Here is a 26,825-nt window from a genome sequence, read left to right on the forward strand (position 1 = left end):
GACATCCCGCCACTCGCTGTGCTCAGATCGGAACCGCCTTTCCAACGTTGTAAAAGTGGTGGTCCCCTTCTGGAACGGAGTTCCGCCGTGCGGACGAGAGCAGCGAGAACACTCCATCTGGCGAGCGTGCTGGCGGTCGCCGCGGCCGTCGTGACCGTCGTGGCGCCGGCCGACGCCGGAGCGGCGGCACGGCAGACCGTCACCGCCGGCAACGCGCGTTTCCAGGTCCTTTCCCCGACGCTGATCCGCACGGAGTACGCGGGTGACGGCCGCTTCACCGACGCCGCCACCTTCAACGCCGTCGGCCGCGGCTCGTTCACGCCCCCGTCGTTCACGTCGACGACGGCGAACGGCGTGCTGACGATCCGCACGAGCGCGACGACGCTGACCTACAAGCTGGACTCGGGCCCGTTCGACTCCGGGAACCTCCAGATCCGCGAGAACGCCGGCGCGACGCCGGTGACCGCGGCGCCGTGGCGGCACCTGACCTGCGCGACCGGCGCGCTGTGCGAGGCCGAAGACCTCACCGCCGACGGGCTGGGCGTCGCGACCGACCACACCGGCTACACCGGCGAGGGCTTCATCGCCGGGTTCGAAAGCCCCGGCACCTCGGCCACCGCCGACGTGTCCGCCGCCGCGGCCGGGACGTACAACGTCACCGTCCGGTTCGCCAACGGCGTCGGCGGCGACGGCCAGCACGTCACGCGCACGCTCAGCGTGTCCGTCGACGGCGGCGCCGCGCAGAAGCTCAGCCTGCCCGCGACGGCCGACTGGAACAGCTGGACCACCGCGTCGGTGCCGGTGACCCTCACCGCCGGACGCCACAACCTCCGTCTCGAGCGGACCGCGACGGACTCCGGCAACGTCAACGTCGACGCCCTCGCGGTGCTGCCGGCCGGCGCGTCCTTCCCGCCCGCGTCGGCTCGTGCGTTCACCGGCTGCGCCGTCGATGTCAGCTGTGAAGCCGAGTCCGGCCTCCGTGCGGGTTCGGCCGTGGTCGCGACCGACCACGCCGGGTACGCCGGCCGCGGGTTCGTCGCCGAGCTCAACCGCGGCTCGTCGCTGACCCACCGCGTCGTGGCGGTCCCGTCCGCCGGCACTTACCAGCTGGCCGTCCGCTACGCCAACGGCGTCGGCGGCGACGGCCTGCACCAGACGCGGACGGCCACGGTCGTCGCGTCCGGCGTCACGCGCACGCTGTCCATGCCGGCCACCGCGAACTGGGACACCTGGGGGAGCGCGTCGGTCCCGGTCGACCTCAAGGCCGGCACGAACGACGTCGTCCTCGGCTGCCCGGACGACGCCAGCTGCCACGTCAACATCGACACGGTCGCGGTCACCCGGACCGGCGCGGCCGTACCGCAGCCGCACCTGACGCTCGGTGGCTACCGGCGCGGCCTCGACGGCGTCAACGGCGACAACGGCACGCCGTCGCTCACCGAAGGGCTGCTGCACCAGGACGGCTGGTACCTGCTCGACGACACCTCTTCCGCGCTGTACGACACCGCCGCCGGCAAGGTGACGCAGCGGCCGTCGCACGGCGGGAACCCCTACCAGGACGGCTACGCCTTCACCTTCGGCCACGACTACAAGGCGGGCCTGCGGGACCTGGCGACCCTGACCGGGCCGTCGGAGCTGCTGCCGCGCTGGGCCTACGGCGTCTGGTACTCGGAGTACATCGACCGCACCGCGGCCGACTACCGCGACAAGATCCTGCCGAAGTTCCGCGGTGAAGGCGTGCCGCTGGACGTCCTGGTGACCGACACCGACTTCAAGGCGCCGGACACGTGGAACGGCTGGCAGTTCGACACGAACAAGTTCCCCGACCCGGCCGGGTTCTTCGCCTGGTCGAAGTCCCAGGGCCTGCACAACACCCTGAACATCCACCCGAGCATCATGGGTTCGGACCCGCAGTTCGCCCGCGCGCAGGCCACGGCGAAGGGCAAGCTGGCGAAGTCCGGGTGCGGCACCGACTGCTACGTCTTCGACTGGGGCGACCCCGACCAGCTCAAGGCGTACCTGGACCTGCACGGCCAGATGATGAGCCAGGGCAACGACTTCTGGTGGCTCGACTGGTGCTGCGACGCGGCGAAGTCCAGCCTGCCGGGCGTCACGCCGGACGCGTGGATCAACCAGAAGTACGCCGACCTGTCCGCGCCGGCGATCGGGCGGGGCTTCGCGACATCGCGGGCGTACGGCTCGCTGCAGGCCGGCGGCTACGGCGGCCCGGTCGGGCTGCCGACGGGACCGTGGGCCGACAAGCGCAGCACCGTCCACTTCACCGGTGACACGTCGTCGACCTGGGGCACGCTGCGGATGGAGGTCGGGATCACCCCGGCCGAGTCGGCCGCGACCGGCCTGTCGCCGATCAGCCACGACATCGGCGGCCACAACGACACGACCGGCCTGCGCGGCAGCGAGACCTACACCTCGGGCGGGCAGCAGCACCAGACGTTCAAGCTGCCCGACGACCTGTACGCGCGGTGGGTCCAGCTCGGCGCGTTCCAGCCGATCGACCGGCTGCACAGCAACCACAGCGACCGGTTGCCGTGGCAGTACGGCGACGCGGCGAAGGCGTCGGCGACGAAGTTCCTGAACCTGCGCGAGAACCTGGTGCCCTACACCTACACGCTGGCGCAGCAGGCGGCGACGACGGGCGTGCCGGTGGTCCGGCCGACGTACGTGGAGTACCCGGACGAGCCGGCGGCGTACACCGCGGCGGCGAGCGAGTACTTCTACGGGCCGGACATGCTGGTCGCGCCGGTGACGTCGCCGGGGACCTCGGCGACGACGTCGGTCTGGTTCCCGCCGGGCCAGTGGACGGACTACTTCAGCGGCAAGTCCTACGCCGGCGGCACGACGCAGCAGGTCACGTCGGACCTTGGCACGATGCCGGTGTTCATGCGGGCGGGCAGCGTCGCGGTGACCCGGACGGCGGACGTCCCCAACGACGTCCAGAGTCCGCTGGACAAGGCGACGGTGACGGTGGCGCCGGGCGCGTCGGGTTCGTTCTCGCTGTACGAGGACAACGGGACTTCGTCGAAGCAGAGCTCGACGACCTGCATCTCGTACACCGAGCGGCGCGGCGTCCACACGCTCACGGTCGAACCGACCCGGGGCCGGTCCCAGGTCGCTTCGCGCGAGTGGACCGTCAAGTTCCTCGGCGTGACGGCGGCGCCGTCCCGGGTGAAGGTCGGCGCAGGCTGGGCGCCGTCGCAGAGCTGGAAGTGGGACGCGGCAACGCAGACGCTGACGGTGACGGCCCACGGCGGGCGAGGACCGGTGACGGTCACGTACTGAGACTCCGGCGGGCGGAGCCGGTGAAATGCCGTCGAGGCCACCACGTGGGGTGGTGGCCTCGACGGCGCCGGCTCGGCCACCGTGTGGGATCGGTGACCCTCCACGACCCGAGCCGCGCGTACTCGACGCGCGGCTCGAGCCGTTGCTTCGTCGCCGGGTCAATCGAGCCCGGTCAGTACTTTCTCCTGTCGCGTTCCTTCGGCGCCGACTTCACCGGCCAGCTCGCGAGTCCCCGCCTCGGCGCCCGAGTTCCGCTCACCTTCGGCCAGCACCACCAGCTGCGCGGCATGGGCCCGCAGCAGCGCGACCAGCCGCCGGTCGAACTCGGCACCGCTGCCGGTCCGCAACGCCACCAGATCGGCGGCGGTGACCATCCCCGGCATCCGATGTCCACTGTGGACATCGGACGTCGGCAGCCCGGCCCGGTCACGAGCCGCCTTCAGCCGCGTCAGCAACCGGTCCGACGGCGCCGCGACCGAGTCCGCGGCCGAGCGCACGGCCGGGTCCGCCGCGCGGGAGGGAGCCAGCCGGGCCGCCGACAGGGCGTTCTCCGTCATAGGCACCACCAGCTCCAGCCACGCGACGTCCGTCGGGTTGAACGGCGAGGCGGGGCCGGCGGTGGGGGCGGGGCCGGTGGTGGCGCACCCGCCCATGGACATCGCCACCACCGCCCCCACCAGGAACGGCCGTCTCACGGACGGCCGGGCAGCCGGTAGTTCGGCCCGAGCACGGTGCCCCGGTCCGGCTTGTACAGGTCGAACCCGCGCGGATCGCACTGGAGGCCGCCGTTGATGCAGTGCGTGACCAGCGCGGCGAGGGTCGGCGGGTCCCACGCGTTGAAGAAGTCGTAGTGCCACGAGTACCCGCGCCCGCTGGCCAGGTGCACGCCGGACATGTCGCCGCTCACCGGGAACGCCATCTTGAACTCGAGCATCGGCACCGGCACCGGGTGATCGCCGGGGCACGTCAGCGTCGTCCGGTCCGGGTACGCCATGTGGCTCTTGTGGTCGGCCGAGTCCAGGTGGACGCCGTCCCAGCAGCTCGGCGCCTGGTACCTGATGTTCAGCTGGCTACCCGGCGTGCACTGCACCGGGATGTCCCAGTTGTGGAAGCTGTCCCCGCACTCCCAGCCCTCGATGGCGCCGGGGGCGTGCTGGAACTCGTCCTGCGTCGCCGTCACGCTCCCGGCGACGTACCGCAGGCCGGGCGGGAACGGCACGACCTTCGTGTAGTCGAGGATGCCGGACTTGTAGTAGACGACCTGCGCGAAGTTCGGCAGCACCACCTGGTTCCCGTTGTAGACGGTCGGGAACCAGTACGCGGACAGGTCGTCCGGCGCCAGGCAGGTGGTGTTGCCGACGCCCGAGTTCTGCAGCGACTGCAGGGTCGTGGCCGCGTTGGTGGTCTTGTTGCCGATGAACGTGTGGTCGTGCGACGCGCCGGGCAGCCCGGGGAAGACGATCGGGTCGTCCGGCTGGTGGTGGCTGGGGGAGCAGTTGACCTGGAACTCGTGGTGGGTCACCAGGTCGTCGGCCCCGGCGGGCGACCAGGTGGCCGCGGTCAGGAAGGCGCCTGCCAGCACGGTGGCGGCGGTGCAGGCGAGGAGCGCGGCTTTCGTTGCCAAGGGTCCTCCACGGTGAGGTGCCAAGGAATGGGAGAGCGCTCTCCCACAGCATGCGCACCGGCCCGCCGCCGTGTCAAGGAGCACCCGGATCCACCACCGGACAGGCATTGTCCGATTCCCGGCCGGGATCTTGACAACGCCGGGGGCGGTGACGAACCATCGGACGCGCCGGAGAGCGCTCTCCAATCTCCGTCCCCTGTCGTACGGGAGTCATCGTGGACCGACCGTCGCTCCTCCGTGCCGTTCCGGCGCTGGTGGCCCTGCTGGTGCTGGGCCTGCTCGCCGGCCCCTCCCCGGCGCACGCCGCCACCCTGCTTTCCCAAGGCAGACCCGCGACGGCGTCGAGCAGCGAAGGCGCGGGAACTCCGGCGCCGGCAGCCGTCGACGGTGACGCCGGCACCCGCTGGGCGAGCGCCTGGAGCGACCCGCAGTGGCTGCAGGTCGACCTCGGCGCGTCCGCGGACATCAGCCAGGTCACGCTGAACTGGGAAGCCGCCTACGCGACGGCCTACGAAATCCAGGTTTCGGACACGGCCGCGTCTTGGCAGACTGTATACAGCACGACGACCGCGACCGGCGGCGTCCAGAACCTCGCGGTCAGCGGACACGGCCGGTACGTGCGCTTCTACGGCACCCACCGCGTCGGCGGCTACGGCTACTCGCTCTGGGAGTTCCAGGTCAGCGGCACGCCGGGTACGTCCGCACCGGGCGGCCCCGGTGTCACGAAGGTGACCGGCAGCCAAGGCAACTGGCAGCTGAGCGTCGACGGCGCGCCGTGGACCGTGAAGGGCCTGACCTGGGGTCCGCCGGTCAGCGAAGCGTCGGCGCGGATGCCCGAGCTGCACGCGATCGGCGTCAACACCGTCCGCACGTGGGGCACCGACGGCAGCAGTCAGCCGCTGTTCGACGCCGCCGCGGCCAACGGGATCAAGGTCGTCGCCGGATTCTGGCTGCAACCCGGCGGCGGCCCGGGCAGCGGCGGCTGCGTCGACTACACGACGGATACTGCCTACAAAAACACGATGCTGGCTGAGATCCAGAAATGGGTTACCGCATACAAGGCCCACCCCGGCGTGCTGATGTGGAACGTCGGCAACGAGTCGATCCTCGGCATGCAGAACTGCTACTCCGGCACGCTGCTGGAGCAGAACCGGATCGCCTACACCCGCTTCGTCGACCAGGCCGCGCAGGCGATCCACGCCATCGACGCGAACCACCCCGTCACCTCGACCGACGCCTGGACCGGCGCGTGGCCGTACTACAAGGCGTACGCGCCGAACCTCGACCTCTACTCGGTGAACTCGTACGCCCAGGTCTGCCAGGTCAAGCAGGACTGGATCAGCGGCGGCTACACGAAGCCGTACATCATCACCGAGACCGGCCCGGCCGGCGAGTGGGAGGTGCCGAACGACGCGAACGGCGTCCCCGCCGAGCCGACCGACCAGCAGAAGCGCGACGGGTACGTCAACGCGTGGAACTGCGTCCTGGCCCACCCCGGCGTGGCGCTGGGCGCGACGCTCTTCCACTACGGCACCGAGGGCGACTTCGGCGGCGTCTGGTTCAACATCACCACGGGCAACGAGAAGCGGCTCGCCTGGTACGCCGTCCGCCGGATCTACAGCGGACAGACGGGCGGCAACACCCCGCCGGTGATCTCGTCGATGAACCTCAGCCGGACCACCGACGTCCCGGCGGGCGGCACGTTCACCCTGACGGCCGGAGTGTCCGATCCGGACGGTGACCCGATCAGCTACACCATGGGCTACAACAGCAAGTACATCAACGACGCGGCCGGCCTGATCCCGGCGCAGTTCACCGGCACCGGGACGTTCACCGTCACGGCGCCGCAGCAGCTGGGCGTCTGGAAGATCTACCTGTACGCCCGGGACGGCCACGGCAACGTCGGCATCGAGACGCGTTCGCTGCGCGTGGTCGCCCCGCCGGTGCCGGGCACGAACCTGGCCCGCGGCGCGGCGACCACGGCGTCGACCTACCAGGCCGACGGCCCCGGGGCGCCCTACCCGCCGCAGGCCGCGACGGACGGGAACACCGCCACCCGCTGGGCGAGCGCGTGGGCCGACCCGCAGTGGTTGCAGGTCGACCTGGGCAGCCGGCAGGCGTTCGACCACGTCCAGCTGGTGTGGGAGTCGGCCTTCGGGAAGGCCTACGAGATCCAGGTCAGCGACGACGCGGCGAACTGGCGGTCGGTGTACGCGACGACGTCGGGCGACGGCGGCGCCGACGACCTCGCCGTCGCGGCCACCGCCCGGTACGTGCGGATGTCCGCGACCCAGCGCGGTACCGCGTACGGCTACTCGCTGTACGAGTTCGGCGTCTACCGCCGGTGACCCGGCGGGGGAAGAGGCGGAAGAGGTGACCTTCGGGGTCGGCGAGCACGACCCGGCCGGCGCCACCGGGCTGGAAGTCCGGCCTGGTGGCGCCGAGCGCCCCGAACTCCGCGACAGCGCTTTCGAGGTCGTCGGCGATCTGCCGCAACGGCCGGTCACCTGGGTGACAGCTCCTCCGCCACACACGGTCGCCACTCCGGCACGCACGGAGCATCAAGCCGTCCGAATCCCTTGCCAGGACGGTACTTTTGCCGGGCCGTCGCCTCTTCGCGCGCACTACGGTCCCACCCATGGGGGACACTTCGACTCGCGTGGTACCGCTTTCCGGCGCCCGCCGCTGGACCTGGGTCGTCGTCGCGATCGCGCTCGCCTTCGCCGGGTGGCACGTCTACGGCATCACCGTCGCGCCGGAGCGGCCGTTCTTCTGGATCGGCGTCGCGCTCGACCTCCTCGTCGCCGTGGTGGCCTGGCTGCTCGGCCGCGCTTGGCCACCCGTCGCGCGCTTCGGATCCGACGCCGTCGCTCTGGACCGAGAGAAAATCCCGTACCCCACCATCACCGAAGTCCGGCGCGGCGCCGTGTCGGCCAAGCCGTTCTGGCTCGCCTTCTGGCTGCCGACCTCTCTGCTGGGCGGGCTGATCGTCGCGCTCCGGCCGTCCGGTGACTTCGACCGCGAGGTCGTCGAGCTGGGCACCGATCGCGGCCGCCGGGTGCGTACCCGCTGGCGCGACCATCGAACCGCCGAAACCTTCCTCGCCGCGCTGCACGACAAACGACCCGACCTCGAAGTCCGCTACGGCGTCGACTCCGGCACCTACGCCCGCGACCATTCGCCCCGGCTGGGCGTCGGCGGCGGGTTCCTCGCCTTCGGGCTCGGGCTCTGGCTGTTTTTCGGTGCCTGGTTCGGACTGCAGCTGCTCGACCGGTCCCTCGACCGCGGCCCGTTCGCGCCCGGGCCGACGTCGGCCGCGATCACGCAGCTGACCACGGGCCTGTCCGGCTTCGCGCCACTGCCCGGCGTCGCCCGGGACTTCACCGAGTGGCCGTGCGACCGCGCGAACGACCTGATCCTCGGCCCGGACCCCGGCGCCGCCGACCTCCACCTGAAGCTGGAAGGCCGGACGCCGCAGGCCGGCGACGTCGAGGCGCGGCTCCGGCGGGCGGCCGGGATGGACCCCGGCGAGTACCTCGAGCGGCTCGGCCCGGACGACATCGACTTCGAGGTCGACATCCCCGAGGACGGCGACCTCTACATCGAGTTCTCCACCGGCTGTGTGACCGACGACGCGGTGCCGTCCCTGCGCGACGACTTCACGAAGCTCGCCGCGGCGCTGGGAGTGCGCTGAAGTGGGGCGGCGCGGCGGGAACGAGGGCTGGGCGCGTGGCCACCCCCAGCGGCCACGTGACTTCGCCCCGCGGCCGCTGCGCCGCCCCAGGCGCCGGTGTCCTGTTTTCGAAACACCGAACGGGAGTATCGTAGTCTTTACGGGACAGGCCGTGTCAAGTTTTCGGAACAGCTACGCTGACGGTTGTCACGTTTCCCTGACTGAAGGTGGTGTGTGGTGAGCGATGAGCGCAGTTTCGCCGAACGGCTGGCGCACTTGATCGCGACCGTGCACCCGCCGGACCGCAAGCCGTACTCCTACCGGGAGATCGCGCACGGCGTCGCCGAGCAGACCGGCGTCACGATGTCGGCGACCCACGTCCAGCAGCTCGCCGTCGGCGCGCGCAAGGACCCGAAGCGCTCGCACATCCAGGCTCTCGCCCAGTTCTTCGGCGTGCCGGTGACGTACTTCTTCGACGACGAGGTCGCCGGACAGGTCGACCGCCAGGTCGGGGACGTCGTGGCGTGGCGCGACACCGAGGCGCGGAACCTGGCGCAGCGCGCCATGCAGCTCTCACCGCGCGACCGCGAAACCGTGACGGCGCTGCTCGACCAGCTGGCCGGCTACGACGAAACCCGGCGTCGCGACGGCCGGCGCCGGAAGCCGGAGTGATCGCGGAAGGTCGGCTACGATGACCTCGTCCGTGATGGCGCCGCGGTGCACCCGGCTGGCGCCCGGCGACCGGGGAGGACCCATCGACGAGCGCGGCCTGACGGACCTGCGAGCCGGCGCCCGGGAACGGGTGCGGACCGTGCTCGCCGCCGTCCCGGTACCCCGGCCGTGGTCGATGAACACCTGGGTCGACCGCCTCGAGGCCTGGCGCGGGCGCGAGATCGACCTCGTGCCGGTCGAATACCGGCCCGGCCGTCCGTCCGGCGCGTGGCAGGCCCGCCCGGACTACGACCTGATCGCGTACGTCGAGCACACGTCGGCGCTGCACCAGGACCACATCATCGCCCACGAGCTCGCCCACATGCTGTGCGCGCACACCGGGTCCTGCCAGATGTCGGAGTCCGAAGCCGCGCAGCTCGCGCCGGACCTGGCGCCGCAGGCGCTGTCGCACCTGCTGACCCGCGTGACGACCGGCACCGACGAGTACGAGGCCGAGCTGATCGCGGTGCTGCTGATGAGCGCGGCGACGAGCGAACCGCCCGCCGTTCAGCCGGGCGCGTCCGGCCGGGCGGCGGATCAGGCTAGGCGGCTGGCCGCACTCCTGGGATAGTCGCGTCTCGTGATCGACATTCTGTTCGTCGGGGTCGGGCTCTTCGCGTTGGCAGTCGGGATCTGGCGGGCGGTCCGCGCCCGGCGCACCGGCGCGGGCGCGGGCTTGGCCGTCTCGCTCATCGCGCTCGGCGCGGCGTTCTGTTTCCTGTCCAACCGCGCGCAGCTGTTCGAGAGCGAGATCTACCCGAGCCTCGGACGGCTCCTGTCGAACCTCGCGACGATGGTCGCGGCCTACGGGATCGGCCTGACGGTCGCGGAGATCAGCGGCACCCGCGACCGCGGCCGCCGCACGCGGCTCGTCGCGCTGGGTGTGGCGCTGATCCTGCTGACCGTGATGTTCTTCAGCACGTCGGGTCTGCCGCGCGGCGTCGGCGTGTTCGACGAGCTGTACCGAACGCATCCGACGCTGGTCGTGTACGTCTTCGTCTACACGGTGTACCTGGGGTTCGCGGTGCTGGACATCGGCGTGGTGTCGGCCGTGACGATCCGCGCGAGCGGCGGCGCGCTGCGCGCCGGGCTCACGTTGCTGCTGCTGGCGTCGGCGTTCGCGGTCGCCTACCTCGCGGGCAAGATCGTCGCGACGATCCGGGCGCTGCAGGACGACCACCCGGCGAAGGCGCTGTGCCGCGGGCCGTTCTCGACGCTGCCGTGCACGCTCGACGTCGGCTTCCCGGCGATCTCGGTGCTGCTGATCGTGGTGGGGCTGACGATCCCGTCGATCCCGGGTCTGGTGGCCGGCCGCCGCGACGCGAAGACGCTCCGCCTGCTTCGTCCCCTACGCGCGCACCTGACGCGGCGGTTCCCGGAGATCGTCCGCATCGACCCGGGCGGGCCGTCCCGCCGCGAGCGGTTGCTGACGGCGATGAGCGAGACGAACGACGGCCTGATCTTGGCGGGAGTGACGCCGGAGCTGGCGCCATCCGGGGCGGCTCGGCTGGTGCGGGACCTGCCGGACGAGCCGGGGGAGGAGGAGCCGCCGGTCGCCCAGGCAGAGCCGTTCGCCGCGGACGTCGCGCGGCTGCGAGCGATCGCCCGCGCGTACCGGAAGGTGGACGGCGTGACGGCGCCCGAGGTCGGCAGCCCGGTCCGCTGACGTCGCCGCCCACTCGTCGCAGCGCAGTCGTCGCTAAGCAGTCGTCGCTGCGACGGGGCTGCTCGCTGCGTTGTGGCCGCGGCGGTGCTGTGCCCGCTTGCCCCGCGATCGTTGTCGCCTCGCTGCGGCTGCCCGGCACGTGCACTGACTTCGAGGAAGCATCGATTGCAAAGGTGTACCGACTACAACAATGCACCCGCTTCGCGATGTCATCGACCGCAAAAGCGCACCGACGCCAAGATGGAGCCGATACGAAAGTGCACTCATTACGTAAGTGCACTCACTACAAACATGCACTCGCAGCGGAAATCTGATCATTCCGAAGGCGCACTCACATCAGCGGTGAGGTCGATCAACAAGCCCATCGCACCGAAACTGTAGTCACTACACATATGGAGTCACTACGCGATTGGGCTCCCCGCAGAAGGGGTGCACTCATGCGGCGAAAGGTGCGTCCAACCGCGACTCCCAGCCGCGGTCGGTGAGTGCGACCAACTGCAACGCCGTCGCGAGACCGGTGAGCGGCAACAGCGGCCGCACCTCGTCGCCCACCCGCGAAAGCGTCTCCTCATCGCCACCCATGGCCACGGTCACGTGAGCCGGCGGCCGAGGCCCGAACCGCCCCCCGTAAGGCGCAACCTCAGGCCAGCGAGCACAAACCGCATCAGTGACCGGCTGAAGCGAAGGAGCCGGAAGAGCCGCAAAACCCGGCGCGGCGAGAAACTCGGCAAGCCGGACCTCGGTCGGCGAAACAGCCGAGGCCACCGACCGGACCGCGGCCAAGACCGACGATGTCAGCAAGGCGTCCGGCAAGAAGGGGTACAAAGCCGTGACGTGAGCGGGCAAGCCGGGGCGGACCAGGGCGGGATCGACCCGCCGGGCCGCGGCGAGCGCCGGTTCGGCGGCGGGCAGCAGGATCACCAAAGCGGTGGTTCCGGGTTCGGGCACCCCCGCATCATGGCAGTCAGGCAGCCGCGGTCTCCGGGAACCGCCCCTCGCGGGCCAGGACGAGGCTGCGCCGGCACAGCTCCACCAGTTCCAGGTTCGCGCGGCTGCGCGGGCTGCGGCCGCAGAGCCCGCAGTGGATCGCCACGTCACCCGTCAGCTCGTCCACCGCCACCAGCGCCTGGTGGTCGCAGCTGCGGCACCAGCGGTAGCCGATCGCCGGGTTCGTGTGGACCGGGGACGAAACGCAGTCGTGCAGCCAGCGGCGGTGCGTGCGGCACGTGACGCGGTCGGTCGGGTCGATCCGGCCGCCGTCCTCGGCGTGGTCTTCGCCGGCCAGCGTCGACGCCAGCAGTGGCTGCCGCGCCGCGGCCGGCTGGTCCTGCGGGTTCGGGCTGGCCCACGCGTGGTGGTCGCCGCATTGGCACTTCTCGGACATGTCGCCCCCAGAGGTCGGGTGTTTCGATCCGTCGAGTGTGACCGCGGCAACAGAGAGTGGACAACCGGGAAAACGCTCAGTTTCGACCAGCGGCAGGGGTTCCGCGGCGGGCGGATGAGCGGACTTCGGCGCCCGCGTATGCGAACATATGTTCTATGACCGCCGAGGGGCCCATCCTGCACGCCGACCTCGATTCGTTCTACGCGTCGGTGGAGCAACGCGACGATCCGGCGCTGAAAGGGCGCCCCGTGATCGTCGGCGGCGGGGTCGTCCTGGCCGCGAGTTACGAGGCCAAGGCCTATGGCGTGCGCACCGCGATGGGCGGCGCGCAGGCCCGGCGGCTGTGCCCGCAGGCGGTCGTCGTGCCGCCGCGGATGTCGGCGTATTCGGCGGCGAGCAAGGTGGTTTTCGAGGTCTTCCACGACACCACCCCGTGGGTGGAAGGCCTCTCGATCGACGAAGCCTTCCTCGACGTCGGAGGGTTGACCAGGATCGGCGGACGGCCCAGCCATATCGCCGAACGGCTGCGCACAGCGGTCGCCGAGCGCGCCGGGCTGCCGATCACGGTAGGGGTTGCGCGGACGAAGTTCCTCGCGAAGGTGGCCAGCCGCGTGGCGAAGCCGGACGGTCTGCTGGTCGTCCCGCACGACGCGGAGCTGGAGTTCCTGCACCCGCTGCCGGTCGGCGCGCTCTGGGGCGTCGGCAAGGTCACGGCCGAAAAGCTGCGCGCGCGGGGGATCACGACCGTCGGTCAGCTGGCCGCGTCCGAGCCGGTGGACCTGGTGAGCATGCTCGGCCGGGCGGCCGGCGGGCACCTGCACGCCTTGGCGCACAACCGGGACCCGCGCCAGGTCGAGCTCGGCCGGCGGCGGCGATCGATCGGCGCCCAGCGGGCCCTCGGGCGCGGCAGGCGGACCCCGGCCGAGCTCGACGTCGTGCTGGTGGCGCTGATCGACCGGATCGCCCGCCGGCTGCGCGCCGCTCGCCGCGTCTGCCGGACGGTGACGATCCGCCTGCGCTTCGCCGACTTCACGCGGGTGACGCGCTCGCACACGCTGAACGAACCGACCGCGGGCACGGGCGTCCTGCTCGCCGCGGCGCGGGAGCTGCTCGTGGCGGCGCTGCCGATGATCGCCGACCGTGGCATCACGTTGCTCGGGGCGGCGCTGTCCAACCTGGCCGACGAAGACCCGTTCCAGTTGGCGCTGCCGTTCGAGCGGCAGCGGGCGACCCAGCTCGACACGGCGCTGGACGCGGTGCGGGACCGGTTCGGCAAGGCGGCGGTCACCCGGGCGGTCCTGCTCGGCCGTCCGGACGACCTCGAAGTGCCTCTGCTGCCGGATTGACGGCCGAAAGGGCTTCAGTTCCCGCCGACGGCCATTCCGGGACGGTCGGGAATGCGGGCGTGGGTCAGCGCGGAAAGCTCGGCGGGCCGCAGCGCGTCGGTGCGGTTCCACAGCCCGGGGTCGACGCTCTCGCGCTGGCCGACCTGTTCGACGACTTCGAAACCGGCTTCTCGCAGGAGGTCGGCCATCGCGGCGGGGGAGAGGAACGTGTGCCACGGCTCACCCTGTTCCGCGGCGACCGGCGCGACGGCCTCGGCGTAGCCGTTTCCGGCGGCGTCCCGCAGTTCCGCGGGAAGGAGGTGATCGGTGACGATTTCCGATCCGGGTGCGAAACCGCCGAGATCCGTCAATGTGGCGAGAATCGCCTTCCGGGTCAGGTACATGGTGACACCGAGCCAGCTGACGAACACGGGGCGGAACGGGTCGAGTCCACTCTGGACGAGCCGTTCCCGGAGCGGGTCGGCTTCGAAGTCGACGGGGACGAAGGTGACCGAAGCGGGCACGGCGACGCCGGCGCCCTCGAGCAGTTCCCGTTTGGCGGCCTGGGTCGCCGGCCGGTCGACCTCGAACACCCGGAATCGCGCGGACGTGTCCCGATATGCGAACGAATCGAGTCCGGCACCCAGAATCACATACTGGTCTATACCGGAATTGACGCGGCGGAGCCGGTCTTCGGTGAACCGGCTGCGGCACACCGCTTGGGCGCGGGCACCGGCCAGGACAGGATGAGTACCGTGGAGGTGGTGATAGGCCAGGAGTTCCTCCGCGCGATCGCCGAGGAGGGCCGCGGCGAGGGTGTCGGAGAAGACGATCGGCTCGGCATCGACGAGCAAATGTGCCGCTCGCGCGGCGGCCGCGGTGAACGCCGTACGGCTGATGCGGGGAGCAATACCGGGAAAATCGGCAGCGGTCATGCAGACACGGTACCGATTCGATTTCGACTATATCACAAAAACAAATATTCAACAAGACGACGCGCATTTCGGCTAGGTTGCGGTCATCGCGGACGAGGCGGAGCGGTCGCCCGGGCGGCCATTGTGGACGCTTCGCGGGTGTCGGGCGTGCCGGACGGGATTCGACAGGTTAGGGTCTGTCCGACCGTGTTCTGGAGAAGATGAGGAACGACGAACCATGGCGCAACGGGTGCACGTCGAGATGGTGGACGACCTCGACGGGAGCGAGGCTTCGCAGACCGTCCCCTTCAGTCTCGACGGCGTGACGTACGAGATCGACCTGTCCGAAGACAACGCGTCCGCGCTCCGGGACGAGCTCGCCCGCTACGTCGCCGTCGCGCGGCGGATCGGCGGCCGCAAGGTGCGCCTCGCGACCGGGCAGTCGCTGTCGGGCTCGTCGAGCTCGGGCACCGACCGCGAGCGCAACCGCCAGATCCGCGAATGGGCGCAGGCCAACGGCTACGAGGTCGCGGAGCGGGGCCGCCTGTCGAGCGAGATCATCGCGGGCTTCGAGGCGGACCAGGCCGCGGCGGCCGAGCCGGCCGAGGTCAAGCCGGTGCGCAAGCGGGCGTCGCGCAAGAAGGCCTGACGCCGGAACCGGTTACCGGACAAGGAAATCCGCACGCTGTCGGGGAGTGATCACGGCGGCGGCGGTGGCCGGTGACGGTGGTGCGCGCGCCGGGGATCGAAGCGATCCCGGCGCGCCACACGCGCGCCTGCGGGCGTGCCGCTGAGCCAAGGGACCCCCTCGGGCGGCTGTGATCGCCGGACGGGCACGCGGCCCCCGCTCGCGTTTGTTTGTTTCCCACCGTGCTGTCCCGGCTTGACGGACCGAGCCTGTCGGTCCGGTCGCCGGCGACTGTCCTGATCGGTTTTTGTGAGGTGAAGCGCGCGCCCACCGTCGCGTGTGGATCTTCCGCCGACCGCAAGCGGACATTTCCCGGCCGGTAAAGCTTGTCGGAGCTGGCTCCGATGGCCAGACTGTCAGTGCTCCACGCGGCCGGTACCGCGCCGGAGCACGGCCCGGTGGCCGCCTCCTCCCTCGATGGCCACCGGGCCGCCTTCATCTCGCCCTCTCTGCCGGTCGGCACGCGCGGCATCGCCCCGTGTGCGCCGCCGGTGCCCCGCGAAGCGCTTACTTCGGCTCGTGTGCGGCCGATCGGGCATTTCTGTAGACAATCGACCGCCCTAAGCGCACACTCGGACTACGGAATACTGCATACAATCTTCAGTCGAAGGTTCCGAGGAGGCGGTCACGATGACCGAGGTCCGCGAGCTGCGGGACGTCTACGGACGGCGATACCGCGTCGGGGAGTCCGACCGGGAGCTGCTCGGCCGGCCGCGGACGTGGATCACGTGGCTGGCGGCTGCGGCGATGCTCGCCGCCGGGGTGCAGCAGTACGGGTTCGGCGCGCTCGTCCCCGCGCTGAGCCGGGCGCACGGCTGGACTTTCGGCGGGATCGTCCTCGCCCTCGCCGTCTGGGCGGTCTGCCAGGCCGGAACGGCCTTCCCGGCGGCGTGGCTGCGCGAACGCGGCCTGCTGCCGGCACCCGCGGCGATGGCGGCCGGTGCGGTGCTGTGCGCGGCCGGGCTCGTGACGCTCGGGCACGCGACCAGCCTGCTCACGGTCTTCCTCGGCTACTCCGTGCTCGGCGGGCTCGGCACCGGTCTCGTCTACGCCACGTGCGTCGGCGCGGTGCTGGCCTGGTTCCCGGACCGGACCGCGCCGAGCGCGGGCGTCGTCAGCGGTGCGTTCGCCTTCGGCAGCGTGCCGTTCGTCGTGCTCGCCGCCGCCCTGCCGGCCGCCCGGCCGGCGCTCCTGGACGTCACCGCGGGTGTCGTGCTCGCCGCGATCGCGGGGTGCGGCGCGCTGCTGCGGTACCCGCCGCGGCACTGGTGGCCCGCGACGCCCGAGCCGCGCGCCTGGGCTCTCGACCGGGCGCACAACCGGCGACCGGCCGTCCGGCACTACCGGCCGGCGGAGCTGTTCCGGTGCGGAACGACACTCGCGCTGTACCTCGTCGTCGTGCTCGCGGCCGCCGTCCTGCTGTTCGACCTGGCCTACCTGGCGACGTTCGTCGCCGAGCGCAGCGGACCCGGGCTCGCCGCGGCCGCGTTGGCGCTGCTCGCCGCGGCGACCGGCAGCGGGCGGGTGCTCATCGGCCGGCTCGCCGACCGGATCGGCCGGCACCGGATCCTGCGGTTCGCGCTGCTCGCGGGCGGCGTCGCCCAGTTCGTCCTGTTCTACTCCGGCGAGCACCGGCACGCCGTCGGCCTGCTGCTGGGCGTCGCGCTCGCCGGGCTCGGGAACGGCTGCTGCTACACGCTGCTGGTCGGCCTCGTGCGGGAGTACTTCGGCGAGGAATCGGCGGCGCAGAACTTCGGGATACTGTATTCCGCGAAAGCCGTCGGCGCGGTGGTCGGGATCGGGCTCGCCGCGCTCGTCGTGACGTCGCACGGGTTCGCCGGCGCGTTCGCCGCGGCCGGGGTGCTGAGCCTGGCCGGCGCGGTGCTGTCCGGGCGGCTGACCCAGCCCGGCCAGCCCAAGTCGCTGCTGCCGGCGGCGTGACGTGGGGCGGATGACGAGCCGTCGCCGGGTGCTGCGCGTCCGCGACGGCGTGCCGACCGCGCGGCCGGACACGCTGACCGTCGAGGAACCCCTCGAGATCCGGGTGGCCGGGAAAGCGCTGTCGATCACGATGCGGACCCCGGGCGACGACTTCGACCTCGCCGCCGGATTCCTGGTCGGCGAAGGCGTGGTGCGAGCGGCGTCGGACGTCCATTCGATCCGCTACTGCGCCGGGGCCACGGCCGACGGCGGCAACACGTACAACGTGCTCGACGTCGTCCTCGCCCCGGGCGTCGCGCCGCCGGACGCGTCGGTGGAGCGGAACTTCTACACGACGTCCTCGTGCGGGCTGTGCGGCAAGGCAAGTCTGGACGCCGTCCGGACGACGGTGGTGTGGCCGATCGGGGACGACCCGTTCCGCACCGACCCGGCGACGCTCGCCGCGCTGCCCGACGAACTCCGTGCAGCACAAAGGGTCTTCGATCGCACGGGCGGGCTGCACGCGGCCGGGCTCTTCGACGCCGACGGGAAGCTGCTGTGCCTGCGCGAGGACGTCGGCCGGCACAACGCGGTGGACAAGGTGGTCGGCTGGGCGACCCGCGACGGCCGGCTGCCCCTGTCCGGGACGGTGCTGATGGTCAGCGGGCGGGCGTCGTTCGAGCTGGTGCAGAAGGCGGCGATGGCCGGGATCCCCTTGCTGGCCGCGGTTTCCGCGCCGTCGTCGCTGGCGGTGGATCTGGCGGCGGAGCTGGGGCTGACGCTGGTGGGTTTCCTGCGAGGTACGTCGATGAACGTCTACACGCGACCCGACCGGCTGAGACTTCAGCCGAGCTGAGCGAGCAGGGCGGCGACGGCGGGGGAGGGGACGCCCCGGTACACGGCGGCGAGCTGCCACGGCGGTGGCCGGTCGAAACGCCGCACGGTGAGATCGGGAAAGCGCGAGGTAGCCGAGGCGGGCAGGACGCAGGCGGCCAGCCCGGCCCGCACGAGCCCCGCGGCGACGGCGAGGTCATCGACCTCCAGCGAGAGCCGTCGGCAGGGAAAGGCCCGATCGACGGCTTCGCGGATAGCCCAGCCCGGCGGGAAGTCCACGAGGGACAGTTCGGAGAGTTCGGCGGGCGCGGACCGCGAGCCGCCGGGTGCGGTGGCGAGGATGAGTTCTTCGTGGGGGAGCGGGGTGGTGACCAGCTCGCCGGGAGGGAGTGGGTTGGCGGCGGGCTCGTGTGTGGGCGAGGCCGGGTCGCTCGTGGGCGGGTGGTGTGCGGGCGCGGCCAGGCTTGCCGCGGACTCGTGCGTAGGTTCGGCGAGGCTGGCGGCGGACTTGTGCGTAGGTGCGGCCAGGCTGGCGGCGGCCTTGTGTGTGGGTGCGGCTGGGTCGGCCGTGGGCGGATTGTGTGCGGGTGCGGGTGCGGCCAGGCTGGCTGCCGACTCGTGCGTAGGTGCGGCCGGTCCGGTCGCGGACAGGTCGTGCCTGGGTGTGGTCAGGCCGGTCGTGGGATCGCCGGGTGCAAAACCGTCCGTCGCCAGTTCGCCGTGCGGTGCGGCTGCGAAACCGTTGATACTCGGCGAAGCCGCACCGCAGCCCGCGACCGCCGTCAGCACCACGTCCACTGTGGACTCGGCCAGCGCTCGCTCCACCTCACCGGGCAAAACCTGCCGCACCTCCACCACCAACCCCGGGTGCACGTGCCGGAGCGCCGCGAGCACCCGGTGCCAGTCCGTCAGCAACCCCGGGCACACCCCGAGCCGGACCCGCCCGCCCACCGGGGACACCGCCGCCCGGGCTCGGGCGGCTGCCTCCAGGGCCGCCCGCGCGGCGGGCATGAACGCCTCGCCGGCGGGCGTCAATACCACCTGGTGCGTCGTGCGGTGGAACAACGGCGTCCCCAAGTCGCGCTCCAGGGCGCGGACCACTGTGGACACCGTCGACTGGACCGTCCGCAGCCGTACCGCGGCCGCGGTGAAGCCGCCTTCCTCCGCGACCGCCACCACCACTGCCAGCTGACGCAGTTCCATCACGGCACCTGGTCGAGGACGTAGCCGCGCTCTGCGTCCGTCTGCGGCAGGAACGGCGACCCGCACGCGAGCACCGCCTGCATCAGCCCAGCACCTCCCGGACCAGCGCCGCCGTCTCGCTCGGGGTTCGCCCGACGCGGATTCCCGCCGCCTCCAGTGCTTCCTTCTTCGCCGACGCCGTTCCGGCCGAGCCCGACACGATCGCGCCGGCGTGGCCCATCGTCCTGCCCTCCGGGGCGGTGAACCCGGCGACGTACCCGACGACCGGCTTCGAGACGTTCGCCCGCACGAACTCCGCGGCCCGCTCCTCGGCGTCGCCGCCGATCTCGCCGATCAGCACGATCAGGTCGGTCTCCGGGTCCTTTTCGAACGCTTCGACGGCGTCGATGTGCGTCGTCCCGATGATCGGGTCGCCGCCGATCCCGACGCACGTGGAGAACCCGATGTCCCGCAGCTCGTGCATGAGCTGGTAGGTCAGCGTGCCGGACTTGGACACCAGCCCGATCCGCCCGGGGCCGGTGATGTCGGCCGGGATGATCCCCGCGTTGGACTTGCCGGGGGAGATGATGCCCGGGCAGTTCGGCCCGATGATCCGGGTCCGCCCGCCCGCCGCGACCGCGTGCGACCACAGCCGGGCCGTGTCGTGCACCGGGACGCCCTCGGTGATCACCACCGCGAGCCCGATCCCGGCGTCGACGGCCTCCATCACGGCGTCGGCGACGAACGGCGGCGGCACGAACAGCACGCAGACGTCGGCGCCGGTCGACGCCATCGACTCCGCGACGCTGCCGAAGACGGGCAGTGAACGGCCCGAGATCTCCGCGTGCTGCCCGGCTTTGCGCGGGTTCACGCCGCCGACGACGTTCGTGCCGGCGGCCAGCATCCGCCGGGTGTGCTTGGCGCCTTCGGAGCCGGTGATGCCGGAGACGACGATCCGGCTGGTCTCGTCCAGGAAGATGGCCACGTCAGACCTCCGCGATCGCGAGCTTCGCCGCCTCGCGGGCGGCGTCGTCCATGGTGGCCACCACGGTGACCAGGGGGTGGGCGGCTTCGGCGAGGATCCGCCTGCCTTCGGTGACGTTGTTCCCGTCGAGCCGGACCACGAGGGGCTTGGTGGCGCGGGAACCCAGGATCTCCAGTGACCGCACGATCCCCGTCGCGACGGCGTCGCAGGCGGTGATCCCGCCGAAGACGTTGACGAACACGCTGCGCACCTGCGGGTCGCCGAGGATCACGGTCAGGCCGTTCACCATCACCTCGGCCGACGCGCCGCCGCCGATGTCGAGGAAGTTGGCCGGTCCGCGCGCGCCGGCTTCGGAAGCGGCGGCCGCCACGACGTCCAAAGTGGACATGACCAGGCCGGCGCCGTTGCCGATCACGCCGATGTCGCCGTCGAGCTTGACGTAGTTGAGGCCCTTCGCGCGTGCCTCCCGTTCCAAGGGATCGTCGTCCGAAAGCTCGTCGAACGAAGAGGAACGGCGGAAGGACGCGTTGTCGTCCAGCGTGATCTTCCCGTCGAGCGCGAGAATCCCGGTCGACGTGCTGGCCAGCGGATTGACCTCGACCAGCGTGCAGTCCTCGGTGACGAACACGTCCCACAGCTTTTCGACGACGCCGGCGACCTCGGCGCGGACGTCGGCGGGGAACGCGGCGGCCACCGCGGCCGAGTCGACGCCGGCGCGCGGGTCGACCGGGACCCGGGCCAGGGCGTCCGGCCGGGACGCCGCGACCTCCTCGATCTCCATCCCGCCTTCGGTCGACGCCATCGCGAGGAACGTCCGCCCGGCGCGGTCGAGCAGGAAGGAAAGGTAGTACTCGTCGGCGATCTCGCTGGCCTCGGTCACCAGGACGCGGTGCACGGTGTGGCCCTTGATGTCCATGCCGAGGATGTCGTCGGCGGCCTGCTCGGCGTCGTCGGCGGTCCGCACCACGCGGACGCCGCCCGCCTTGCCGCGGCCGCCGGTCTTCACCTGGGCCTTGACGACAACCGGTCCGTCCAGGGAAGCGGCAGCGGACCGGGCCGCGGCGGGATCGGCCGCGACCCGGCCGCGGGGGACGGGTACGCCGTGCTTCTCGAAGAGATCCCGGGCTTCGTGTTCGAAGAGGTCCATGCGGGGGCGTCCTTTCCGCGGCGGGGCTGGGCAAGGAGGTCCGCCGTGTCCGGGCGTGCGGTGACGGTCCGCGGGGGCCGGATCGAAGCCCGGAAAAACCCTGCGGATAGCCCTGGACACGGGCTGCTTGAAGAGTGACTATATGCCTACCCCATACGGTATGCAATCTACAGTCTGCGGCGAAGAGGCCGTTGACCTCGACGGACGTCGCCGGCGGCGACGTGCGGGGCGGACGGAGCGCCGGACAAGAGAGATCCGGCGGCGGACCAGAGGAGTTGAGCAATGGCGCTGACCACGACCGGCACCACCACGGGGGAGAGTGCCCGAGCGACGAACGGCGCCGAACCCGCGCCCGCCGAGATATCCGGCGGCCACCTGGTGGCGAAAGCGCTGAAGGCCGAAGGGGTCGACACGATCTTCACCCTGTGCGGCGGCCACATCATCGACATCTACGACGGCTGCGTCGACGAAGGCATCCAGGTCATCGACGTCCGGCACGAGCAGGTCGCGGCCCACGCGGCCGACGGCTACGCGCGGATCACCGGGAAGCCCGGCTGCGCGGTGGTCACGGCCGGCCCCGGCACCACCGACGCCGTCACCGGGGTCGCGAACGCCCTGCGCGCGGAGAGCCCGATGCTGCTCATCGGTGGCCAGGGCGCGCTCACCCAGCACAAGATGGGGTCCCTCCAGGACCTCCCGCACGTGGACATGATGACGCCGATCACCAAGTTCGCCGCCACCGTCCCGCACACCGCCCGCGTCGCCGACCTCGTCTCGATGGCGTTCCGCGAGGCCTACGCCGGCGCGCCCGGCCCGTCATTCCTGGAGATCCCGCGCGACGTCCTCGACGCGCGCGTACCGCTCGAGAACGCGAGGATCCCCGAGGCCGGCCGCTACCGCGCGTCGACCAAGAACGCGGGCGACCCGGCCGACATCGAGAAGCTCGCCGACCTGTTGGTGCACGCGAAGAAGCCGGCCATCCTGCTCGGCAGCCAGGTCTGGACCACACGCGCGACCGAACCGGCCGTGGACCTCGTGCGCACGCTGAACATCCCGGCGTACATGAACGGCGCCGGCCGCGGCACCCTGCCTCCGGGCGACCCACACCACTTCCAGCTCTCGCGCCGGTACGCTTTCGACAACGCCGACGTCATCATCATCGTCGGCACCCCGTTCGACTTCCGGATGGGCTACGGCAAGCGGCTGTCGAAGGACGCCACCGTCGTGCAGATCGACCTCGACTACCGCACGGTCGGCAAGAACCGCGACATCGACCTCGGCATCGTCGGCGACGCCGGGCAGGTCCTGGCCGCGGTGGCCGAAGCCGCGTCCGGACGCACCGACAACGGCGCCGTCGGCCGCAAGGCCTGGCTCGAAGAGCTGCAGGCCGTGGAGGAGAAGGCGAAGCAGAAGCGCCTGCCGCTGCAGCACTCCGACGCGAGCCCGATCCACCCGTACCGGCTGGTCCACGAGATCAACGAGTTCCTGACCGAGGACTCGATCTACATCGGCGACGGCGGCGACATCGTCACCTTCTCCGGCCAGGTCGTGCAGCCCAAGTCGCCCGGCCACTGGATGGACCCCGGTCCACTCGGGACACTCGGCGTCGGGATCCCGTTCGTGCTGGCCGCCAAGCACGCGCGTCCGGACAAGGAGGTCGTCGCCCTCTTCGGCGACGGCGCCTTCAGCCTCACCGGCTGGGACTTCGAGACGCTCGTGCGCTTCAACCTGCCGTTCGTCGGGATCGTCGGCAACAACTCGTCGATGAACCAGATCCGCTACGGCCAGGCCGCGAAGTACGGCCTTCCGCGCGAGCGCGTCGGCAACACCCTCGGCGACGTCCGCTACGACGAGTTCGCCCGGATGCTCGGCGGCCACGGCGAAGAGGTCCGCGACCCGGCCGACATCGGGCCGGCGCTGCAGCGCGCCCGCGAGTCCGGCAAGCCGTCGCTGATCAACGTCTGGGTCGATCCCGACGTGTACGCCCCCGGAACCATGAACCAGACCATGTACAAGTGAGCGGAGGCCCCATGGGTAAGGCACTGGAGGGCGTCCGCGTCCTCGACATGACGCACGTGCAGTCCGGACCGTCCTCGACGCAGCTGCTCGCCTGGCTCGGCGCGGACGTGATCAAGCTCGAAACCCCCGGCCGGGGCGACATCACGCGCGGCCAGCTGCGCGACCTGCCCGGCGTCGACAGCCTCTACTTCACGATGCTGAACGCCAACAAGCGCAGCATCACCCTCAACATGAAGAGCGACGAGGGCAAGGAGGTCTTCGAGAAGCTCGTGTCCGGAGTGGACATTCTCGTCGAAAACTTCGGCCCGGGCGTCGTCGACCGGTTCGGCTACCCGTGGGACAAGCTCTCCGCGCTCAACCCGCGGCTGATCTACGCCTCCATCAAGGGGTTCGGCCCCGGCCGCTACGCCGACTTCAAGGCCTACGAGGTCATCGCGCAGGCCATGGGCGGCGCGATGAGCACCACCGGCTTCGAGGACGGCCCGCCGACCGCGACCGGCGCGCAGATCGGCGACTCCGGAACCGGCATCCACCTGGTGGCCGCCATCCTCGCCGCGCTGTTCCAGCGGACCTCCACCGGCCGCGGCCAGCGCGTCCAGGTCGCCATGCAGGACGCCGTGCTCAACCTCTGCCGCGTGAAGCTGCGCGACCAGCAGCGGCTCACGCACGGCCCGCTCGGCGAGTACCCGAACGACCAGTTCGGTGACGAGGTCCCGCGCTCGGGCAACGCCTCCGGCGGCGGCCAGCCCGGCTGGGCGGTCAAGTGCGCGCCCGGCGGCCGGAACGACTACATCTACGTGATCGTCCAGCCACCCGGCTGGGCGCCGCTCGCGCGGCTGATCGGCAAGGACGAGCTGGCCGAGGACCCGGCGTGGGCCACGCCGGAGGTCCGGCTGTCCAAACTGGACAAGATGTTCGCGCTCGTCGAAGAGTGGACCGAGAAGCACACCAAGTGGGAAGTGATGGAGAAGCTCAACGCCTGCAACATCCCCTGCGGCCCGATCCTGTCCACGAAGGAGCTGATCGAGGACGAGACCCTGGAGCAGCTCGGCTCGGTCGTCGAGGTGGCGCACCCGGAGCGCGGCAGCTTCAAGACCGTCGGCTGCCCGCTCAAGCTGTCCGACTCGCCGGTCGAGATCGAACGTTCGCCGCTGCTCGGCGAGCACAACGACGAGGTGCTGGCCGAACTCGGCTACAGCGAGGCCGAGCTGGACAAGTTCCGTGCGGCGGGGGTGATCTGAGTGGCGGATCACGCGGCGGTCGAGAAGATCCTCGACCAGGCGGCCGCCGAGGGCCGGTCTTCGTTGACCGCGCCCGAGGGGCGTGCGGTGTGCGAGGCCTACGGTATCCCGACCCCGGCCGAGCGGCTCGCGGCGACGGCCGACGAAGCCGCGGCCCACGCCCAGGACATCGGGCTGCCGGTCGTGCTCAAGATCGTCTCACCGGACATCCTGCACAAAACCGAAGCCGGCGGGGTGCTGGTCGGCCTGAAGGACGCCGAAGCGGTGAAGGCGGGTTTCGAGAAGATCGTCGAGAACGCGAAGGCGTACGACGCCGACGCGCGGATCCTCGGCGTCCAGGTGCAGCAGATGCTCACCGAGGGCCAGGAGGTGATCATCGGCTCGGTCACCGACCCGACGTTCGGCAAGATCGTCGCGTTCGGCCTGGGCGGCGTCCTGGTGGAGGTGCTCAAGGACGTCACCTTCCGGCTCGCGCCGACGAGCACCGAGGAAGCGCTGTCGATGATCGACGGTATCCAAGCGGCAGAAATCCTCCGGGGCGTCCGCGGAGCGGATCCGGTCGACCGTGACGCGCTCGCCGCGGTCATCACCGGGCTCGGGCAGCTGGTCGCCGACTTCCCTCAGCTGTCCGAAGTGGACCTCAACCCGGTCCTCGCGACGGCGTCCGGCGCCACCGCGGTCGACGTCCGGATCCTGGTCGACCCGGACGCGGCGAAGGAGCCGGTCCGGTTCACCCAGGAGGAGATCCTCGCCTCGATGAACCGGATCATGAAACCGGTGTCGATCGCGGTGATCGGCGCGTCGGCCGAGGCCGGCAAGATCGGCAACTCGGTGATGAAGAACCTGGTCAACGGCGGCTACGCGGGGGAGATCCACCCGATCAACCCCAAGGCCACCGAGATCCTCGACCGCAAGGCCTACGCCAGCATCACCGACGTGCCCGGTGACGTCGACGTCGCGATCTTCGCCATCCCGGCGAAGTTCGTCCCCGCCGCGCTGGAGGAGGTCGGCAAGAAGGGCGCGGCCGGCGCGATCCTCATCCCGTCCGGCTTCGGCGAGACCGGCAACATCGAGCTGCAGGACGAGGTCGTCGCGATCGCGCGCAAGCACGGCGTGCGCATCCTCGGGCCCAACATCTACGGCTACTACTACACGCCGGAGAACCTGTCGGCGACGTTCTGCACGCCGTACGACGTCAAGGGCGGAGTCGCGCTGTCGTCGCAGAGCGGCGGCATCGGGATGGCGATCCTCGGGTTCAGCCGCTCGGCGAAGATGGGGGTGTCCTCGATCGTCGGCGTGGGGAACAAAGCCGACATCGACGAGGACGACCTGCTCACCTTCTTCGAGCAGGACGACAACACCCAGCTCGTCGCCATGCACCTCGAAGACCTCAAGGACGGCCGCTCGTTCGCCGAGACGGCGAAGCGCGTCTCGAAGCACAAGCCGGTCGTCGTGCTCAAAGCCGGGCGGACGTCCCAGGGCGCCAAGGCGGCCAGCTCGCACACCGGCGCACTGGCCGGCGACGACAAGGTCTACGACGACATCCTCCGCCAGAGCGGCGTGATCCGGGCGCCCGGGCTGAACGACCTGCTCGAGTACGCCCGCGGCATCCCGCTGCTGCCCACGCCGAAGGGCGAGAACGTCGTCATCATCACCGGTGCCGGCGGCTCGGGTGTGCTGCTTTCGGACGCCTGCGTCGACAACGGTCTGAGCCTGATGGAGATCCCGCCGGACCTCGACACGGCGTTCCGGAAGTTCATCCCGCCCTTCGGCGCGGCCGGCAACCCGGTGGACATCACCGGCGGCGAGCCACCCTCGACCTACCGCAACACGATCGCGCTGGGCCTCGAGGACGACCGGATCCACGCCCTGATCCTGGGCTACTGGCACACCATCGTCACCCCGCCGATGGTCTTCGCGGAGCTCGTCGCGCGAGTGGTCGAGGAGTACCGCGCGAAGGGGATCCACAAGCCCGTCGTCGCGTCGCTCTCCGGCGACGTCGAGGTCGAAGAGGCGAGCGACTACCTCTACGACCACGGTGTCGTCGCCTACCCGTACACGACCGAGAAGCCGGTCGCGGTGCTCGGTGCGAAGTACCGCTGGGCGCGGGCGGCGGGGCTGCTCTGAACGTCCTCCACAGGGGCTGGCCCACCGAGTGAGAAAGGACGAAGATCCACCGCACGTCGGCAACAGAGGGACATGAGTCAACGGT

At 71.0% G+C, this 26,825-nt stretch carries 21 protein-coding genes and 1 pseudogene; 13 read left to right on the top strand and 9 right to left on the bottom strand.

Translation table 11 applies throughout. The annotated features are described in order from the left end of the window. Positions 1 to 87 precede the first annotated feature (87 nt). On the top strand, positions 88 to 3,300 hold the full coding sequence (locus tag AA23TX_RS19315; RefSeq protein WP_155543887.1) for a TIM-barrel domain-containing protein: 3,213 nt from the start codon (positions 88 to 90) through the stop codon (positions 3,298 to 3,300). A gap of 158 nt (positions 3,301 to 3,458) precedes the next feature. Here AA23TX_RS19315 and AA23TX_RS19320 read toward each other — a convergent pair whose 3' ends face one another. Beyond that, on the bottom strand, positions 3,459 to 3,995 hold the full coding sequence (locus AA23TX_RS19320) for a DUF305 domain-containing protein (RefSeq protein ID WP_155543888.1): 537 nt from the start codon (positions 3,993 to 3,995) through the stop codon (positions 3,459 to 3,461). After that, on the bottom strand, positions 3,992 to 4,924 hold the full coding sequence (locus AA23TX_RS19325; RefSeq protein ID WP_155543889.1) for a DUF1996 domain-containing protein: 933 nt from the start codon (positions 4,922 to 4,924) through the stop codon (positions 3,992 to 3,994). The genes AA23TX_RS19320 and AA23TX_RS19325 overlap by 4 nt, the downstream gene beginning before the upstream one ends. A 215-nt stretch (positions 4,925 to 5,139) precedes the next feature. Here AA23TX_RS19325 and AA23TX_RS19330 point away from each other — a divergent pair, with 215 nt between their 5' ends. Then, on the top strand, positions 5,140 to 7,272 hold the full coding sequence (locus AA23TX_RS19330; RefSeq protein WP_155543890.1) for a discoidin domain-containing protein: 2,133 nt from the start codon (positions 5,140 to 5,142) through the stop codon (positions 7,270 to 7,272). Between the two features lie 22 nt (positions 7,273 to 7,294). Here AA23TX_RS19330 and AA23TX_RS50225 read toward each other — a convergent pair. Further along, a pseudogene (locus AA23TX_RS50225) lies at positions 7,295 to 7,564 on the bottom strand (VOC family protein); the annotation flags it as partial. Here AA23TX_RS50225 and AA23TX_RS19335 point away from each other — a divergent pair. From AA23TX_RS19335 to AA23TX_RS19350, 4 genes are all read left to right on the top strand, one after another. Next, positions 7,563 to 8,618 (top strand): hypothetical protein, encoded by a 1,056-nt coding sequence (locus tag AA23TX_RS19335; protein ID WP_155543891.1) that lies wholly within the window; start codon positions 7,563 to 7,565, stop codon positions 8,616 to 8,618. The pseudogene AA23TX_RS50225 and the gene AA23TX_RS19335 sit on opposite strands and share 2 nt — an antisense overlap. A 216-nt stretch (positions 8,619 to 8,834) precedes the next feature. Then, positions 8,835 to 9,269, top strand: coding sequence for an XRE family transcriptional regulator (locus AA23TX_RS19340; protein ID WP_155543892.1), 435 nt, complete (start codon positions 8,835 to 8,837; stop codon positions 9,267 to 9,269). Between the two features lie 19 nt (positions 9,270 to 9,288). Then, on the top strand, positions 9,289 to 9,879 hold the full coding sequence (locus tag AA23TX_RS19345; protein ID WP_155543893.1) for a hypothetical protein: 591 nt from the start codon (positions 9,289 to 9,291) through the stop codon (positions 9,877 to 9,879). Positions 9,880 to 9,888: 9 nt separating this feature from the next. Further along, the gene (locus AA23TX_RS19350; RefSeq protein WP_155543894.1) at positions 9,889 to 10,974 is read left to right on the top strand and encodes a hypothetical protein; all 1,086 of its coding nucleotides are present in this window, start codon (positions 9,889 to 9,891) and stop codon (positions 10,972 to 10,974) included. Positions 10,975 to 11,409: 435 nt separating this feature from the next. Here AA23TX_RS19350 and AA23TX_RS19355 read toward each other — a convergent pair whose 3' ends face one another. Both AA23TX_RS19355 and AA23TX_RS19360 read right to left on the bottom strand, forming a co-directional pair. Continuing rightward, positions 11,410 to 11,922, bottom strand: a complete 513-nt coding sequence (locus tag AA23TX_RS19355; protein ID WP_230862572.1) for a 2'-5' RNA ligase family protein — start codon at positions 11,920 to 11,922, stop codon at positions 11,410 to 11,412. 16 nt (positions 11,923 to 11,938) lie between these two features. Beyond that, positions 11,939 to 12,358 (bottom strand): hypothetical protein, encoded by a 420-nt coding sequence (locus AA23TX_RS19360; RefSeq protein ID WP_155543895.1) that lies wholly within the window; start codon positions 12,356 to 12,358, stop codon positions 11,939 to 11,941. Positions 12,359 to 12,513: 155 nt separating this feature from the next. Between AA23TX_RS19360 and dinB the strand changes: the two genes are divergently transcribed. Further along, a complete protein-coding gene (gene dinB, locus AA23TX_RS19365) occupies positions 12,514 to 13,704 on the top strand; it encodes a DNA polymerase IV (protein WP_155543896.1) in 1,191 nt (396 codons plus the stop codon). A 14-nt stretch (positions 13,705 to 13,718) separates the two neighbouring features. Here dinB and AA23TX_RS19370 read toward each other — a convergent pair whose 3' ends face one another. Further along, positions 13,719 to 14,618 (bottom strand): class I SAM-dependent methyltransferase, encoded by a 900-nt coding sequence (locus AA23TX_RS19370; protein WP_155543897.1) that lies wholly within the window; start codon positions 14,616 to 14,618, stop codon positions 13,719 to 13,721. A gap of 217 nt (positions 14,619 to 14,835) precedes the next feature. Here AA23TX_RS19370 and AA23TX_RS19375 point away from each other — a divergent pair, with 217 nt between their 5' ends. The 3 genes from AA23TX_RS19375 to fdhD all read left to right on the top strand — a co-directional run bounded on the left by AA23TX_RS19375 (position 14,836) and on the right by fdhD (position 18,061). Beyond that, complete coding sequence (locus AA23TX_RS19375; protein ID WP_155543898.1) at positions 14,836 to 15,246, top strand: histone-like nucleoid-structuring protein Lsr2; 411 nt, start codon at positions 14,836 to 14,838, stop codon at positions 15,244 to 15,246. A gap of 669 nt (positions 15,247 to 15,915) precedes the next feature. Beyond that, a complete protein-coding gene (locus AA23TX_RS19380) occupies positions 15,916 to 17,226 on the top strand; it encodes an MFS transporter (RefSeq protein WP_155543899.1) in 1,311 nt (436 codons plus the stop codon). 1 nt (position 17,227) lies between these two features. Next, positions 17,228 to 18,061, top strand: a complete 834-nt coding sequence (gene fdhD / locus AA23TX_RS19385) for a formate dehydrogenase accessory sulfurtransferase FdhD (RefSeq protein ID WP_196425377.1) — start codon at positions 17,228 to 17,230, stop codon at positions 18,059 to 18,061. On the opposite strand, the gene AA23TX_RS19390 is transcribed toward fdhD, so the two are convergent. The 3 genes from AA23TX_RS19390 to sucC all read right to left on the bottom strand — a co-directional run bounded on the left by AA23TX_RS19390 (position 18,049) and on the right by sucC (position 21,353). Beyond that, positions 18,049 to 19,242 carry a LysR family transcriptional regulator gene (locus AA23TX_RS19390; RefSeq protein WP_230862573.1) on the bottom strand — a complete coding sequence of 398 codons (1,194 nt, stop codon included), beginning with the start codon at positions 19,240 to 19,242 and terminating at the stop codon, positions 18,049 to 18,051. The genes fdhD and AA23TX_RS19390 overlap by 13 nt on opposite strands. 82 nt (positions 19,243 to 19,324) lie before the next feature. Next, positions 19,325 to 20,206, bottom strand: a complete 882-nt coding sequence (gene sucD, locus AA23TX_RS19395) for a succinate--CoA ligase subunit alpha (protein ID WP_155543901.1) — start codon at positions 20,204 to 20,206, stop codon at positions 19,325 to 19,327. A gap of 1 nt (position 20,207) precedes the next feature. Beyond that, positions 20,208 to 21,353 carry an ADP-forming succinate--CoA ligase subunit beta gene (sucC, locus tag AA23TX_RS19400; RefSeq protein WP_155543902.1) on the bottom strand — a complete coding sequence of 382 codons (1,146 nt, stop codon included), beginning with the start codon at positions 21,351 to 21,353 and terminating at the stop codon, positions 20,208 to 20,210. Positions 21,354 to 21,635: 282 nt separating this feature from the next. On the opposite strand from sucC, the gene AA23TX_RS19405 reads away from it, so the two are divergent. From AA23TX_RS19405 to AA23TX_RS19415, 3 genes are read left to right on the top strand one after another with little or no spacing between them, the layout of a single operon-like run. Next, complete coding sequence (locus AA23TX_RS19405) at positions 21,636 to 23,372, top strand: thiamine pyrophosphate-binding protein (RefSeq protein ID WP_230862574.1); 1,737 nt, start codon at positions 21,636 to 21,638, stop codon at positions 23,370 to 23,372. Positions 23,373 to 23,383: 11 nt separating this feature from the next. Next, positions 23,384 to 24,613: a formyl-CoA transferase gene (gene frc, locus AA23TX_RS19410; protein WP_155543903.1), complete on the top strand. Its 1,230-nt coding sequence runs from the start codon at positions 23,384 to 23,386 to the stop codon at positions 24,611 to 24,613. Then, complete coding sequence (locus AA23TX_RS19415; RefSeq protein ID WP_155543904.1) at positions 24,614 to 26,740, top strand: acetate--CoA ligase family protein; 2,127 nt, start codon at positions 24,614 to 24,616, stop codon at positions 26,738 to 26,740. Positions 26,741 to 26,825: the final 85 nt, after the last annotated feature.

Source organism: Amycolatopsis camponoti (genome assembly GCF_902497555.1).
Lineage (GTDB): Bacteria > Actinomycetota > Actinomycetes > Mycobacteriales > Pseudonocardiaceae > Amycolatopsis > Amycolatopsis camponoti.

Bases quoted from the DNA above. Each gene is read 5' to 3' on its own strand.
- AA23TX_RS19370 (WP_155543897.1), bottom strand. From the start codon at position 14,618: ATGACCGCTGCCGATTTTCCCGGTATTGCTCCCCGCATCAGCCGTACG.
- frc (WP_155543903.1), top strand. From the start codon at position 23,384: ATGGGTAAGGCACTGGAGGGCGTCCGCGTCCTCGACATGACGCACGTG.
- sucC (WP_155543902.1), bottom strand. From the start codon at position 21,353: ATGGACCTCTTCGAACACGAAGCCCGGGATCTCTTCGAGAAGCACGGC.
- AA23TX_RS19405 (WP_230862574.1), top strand. From the start codon at position 21,636: ATGGCGCTGACCACGACCGGCACCACCACGGGGGAGAGTGCCCGAGCG.
- AA23TX_RS19375 (WP_155543898.1), top strand. From the start codon at position 14,836: ATGGCGCAACGGGTGCACGTCGAGATGGTGGACGACCTCGACGGGAGC.
- AA23TX_RS19390 (WP_230862573.1), bottom strand. From the start codon at position 19,242: ATGGAACTGCGTCAGCTGGCAGTGGTGGTGGCGGTCGCGGAGGAAGGC.
- AA23TX_RS19380 (WP_155543899.1), top strand. From the start codon at position 15,916: ATGACCGAGGTCCGCGAGCTGCGGGACGTCTACGGACGGCGATACCGC.
- AA23TX_RS19335 (WP_155543891.1), top strand. From the start codon at position 7,563: ATGGGGGACACTTCGACTCGCGTGGTACCGCTTTCCGGCGCCCGCCGC.
- dinB (WP_155543896.1), top strand. From the start codon at position 12,514: ATGACCGCCGAGGGGCCCATCCTGCACGCCGACCTCGATTCGTTCTAC.
- AA23TX_RS19345 (WP_155543893.1), top strand. From the start codon at position 9,289: ATGACCTCGTCCGTGATGGCGCCGCGGTGCACCCGGCTGGCGCCCGGC.
- AA23TX_RS19360 (WP_155543895.1), bottom strand. From the start codon at position 12,358: ATGTCCGAGAAGTGCCAATGCGGCGACCACCACGCGTGGGCCAGCCCG.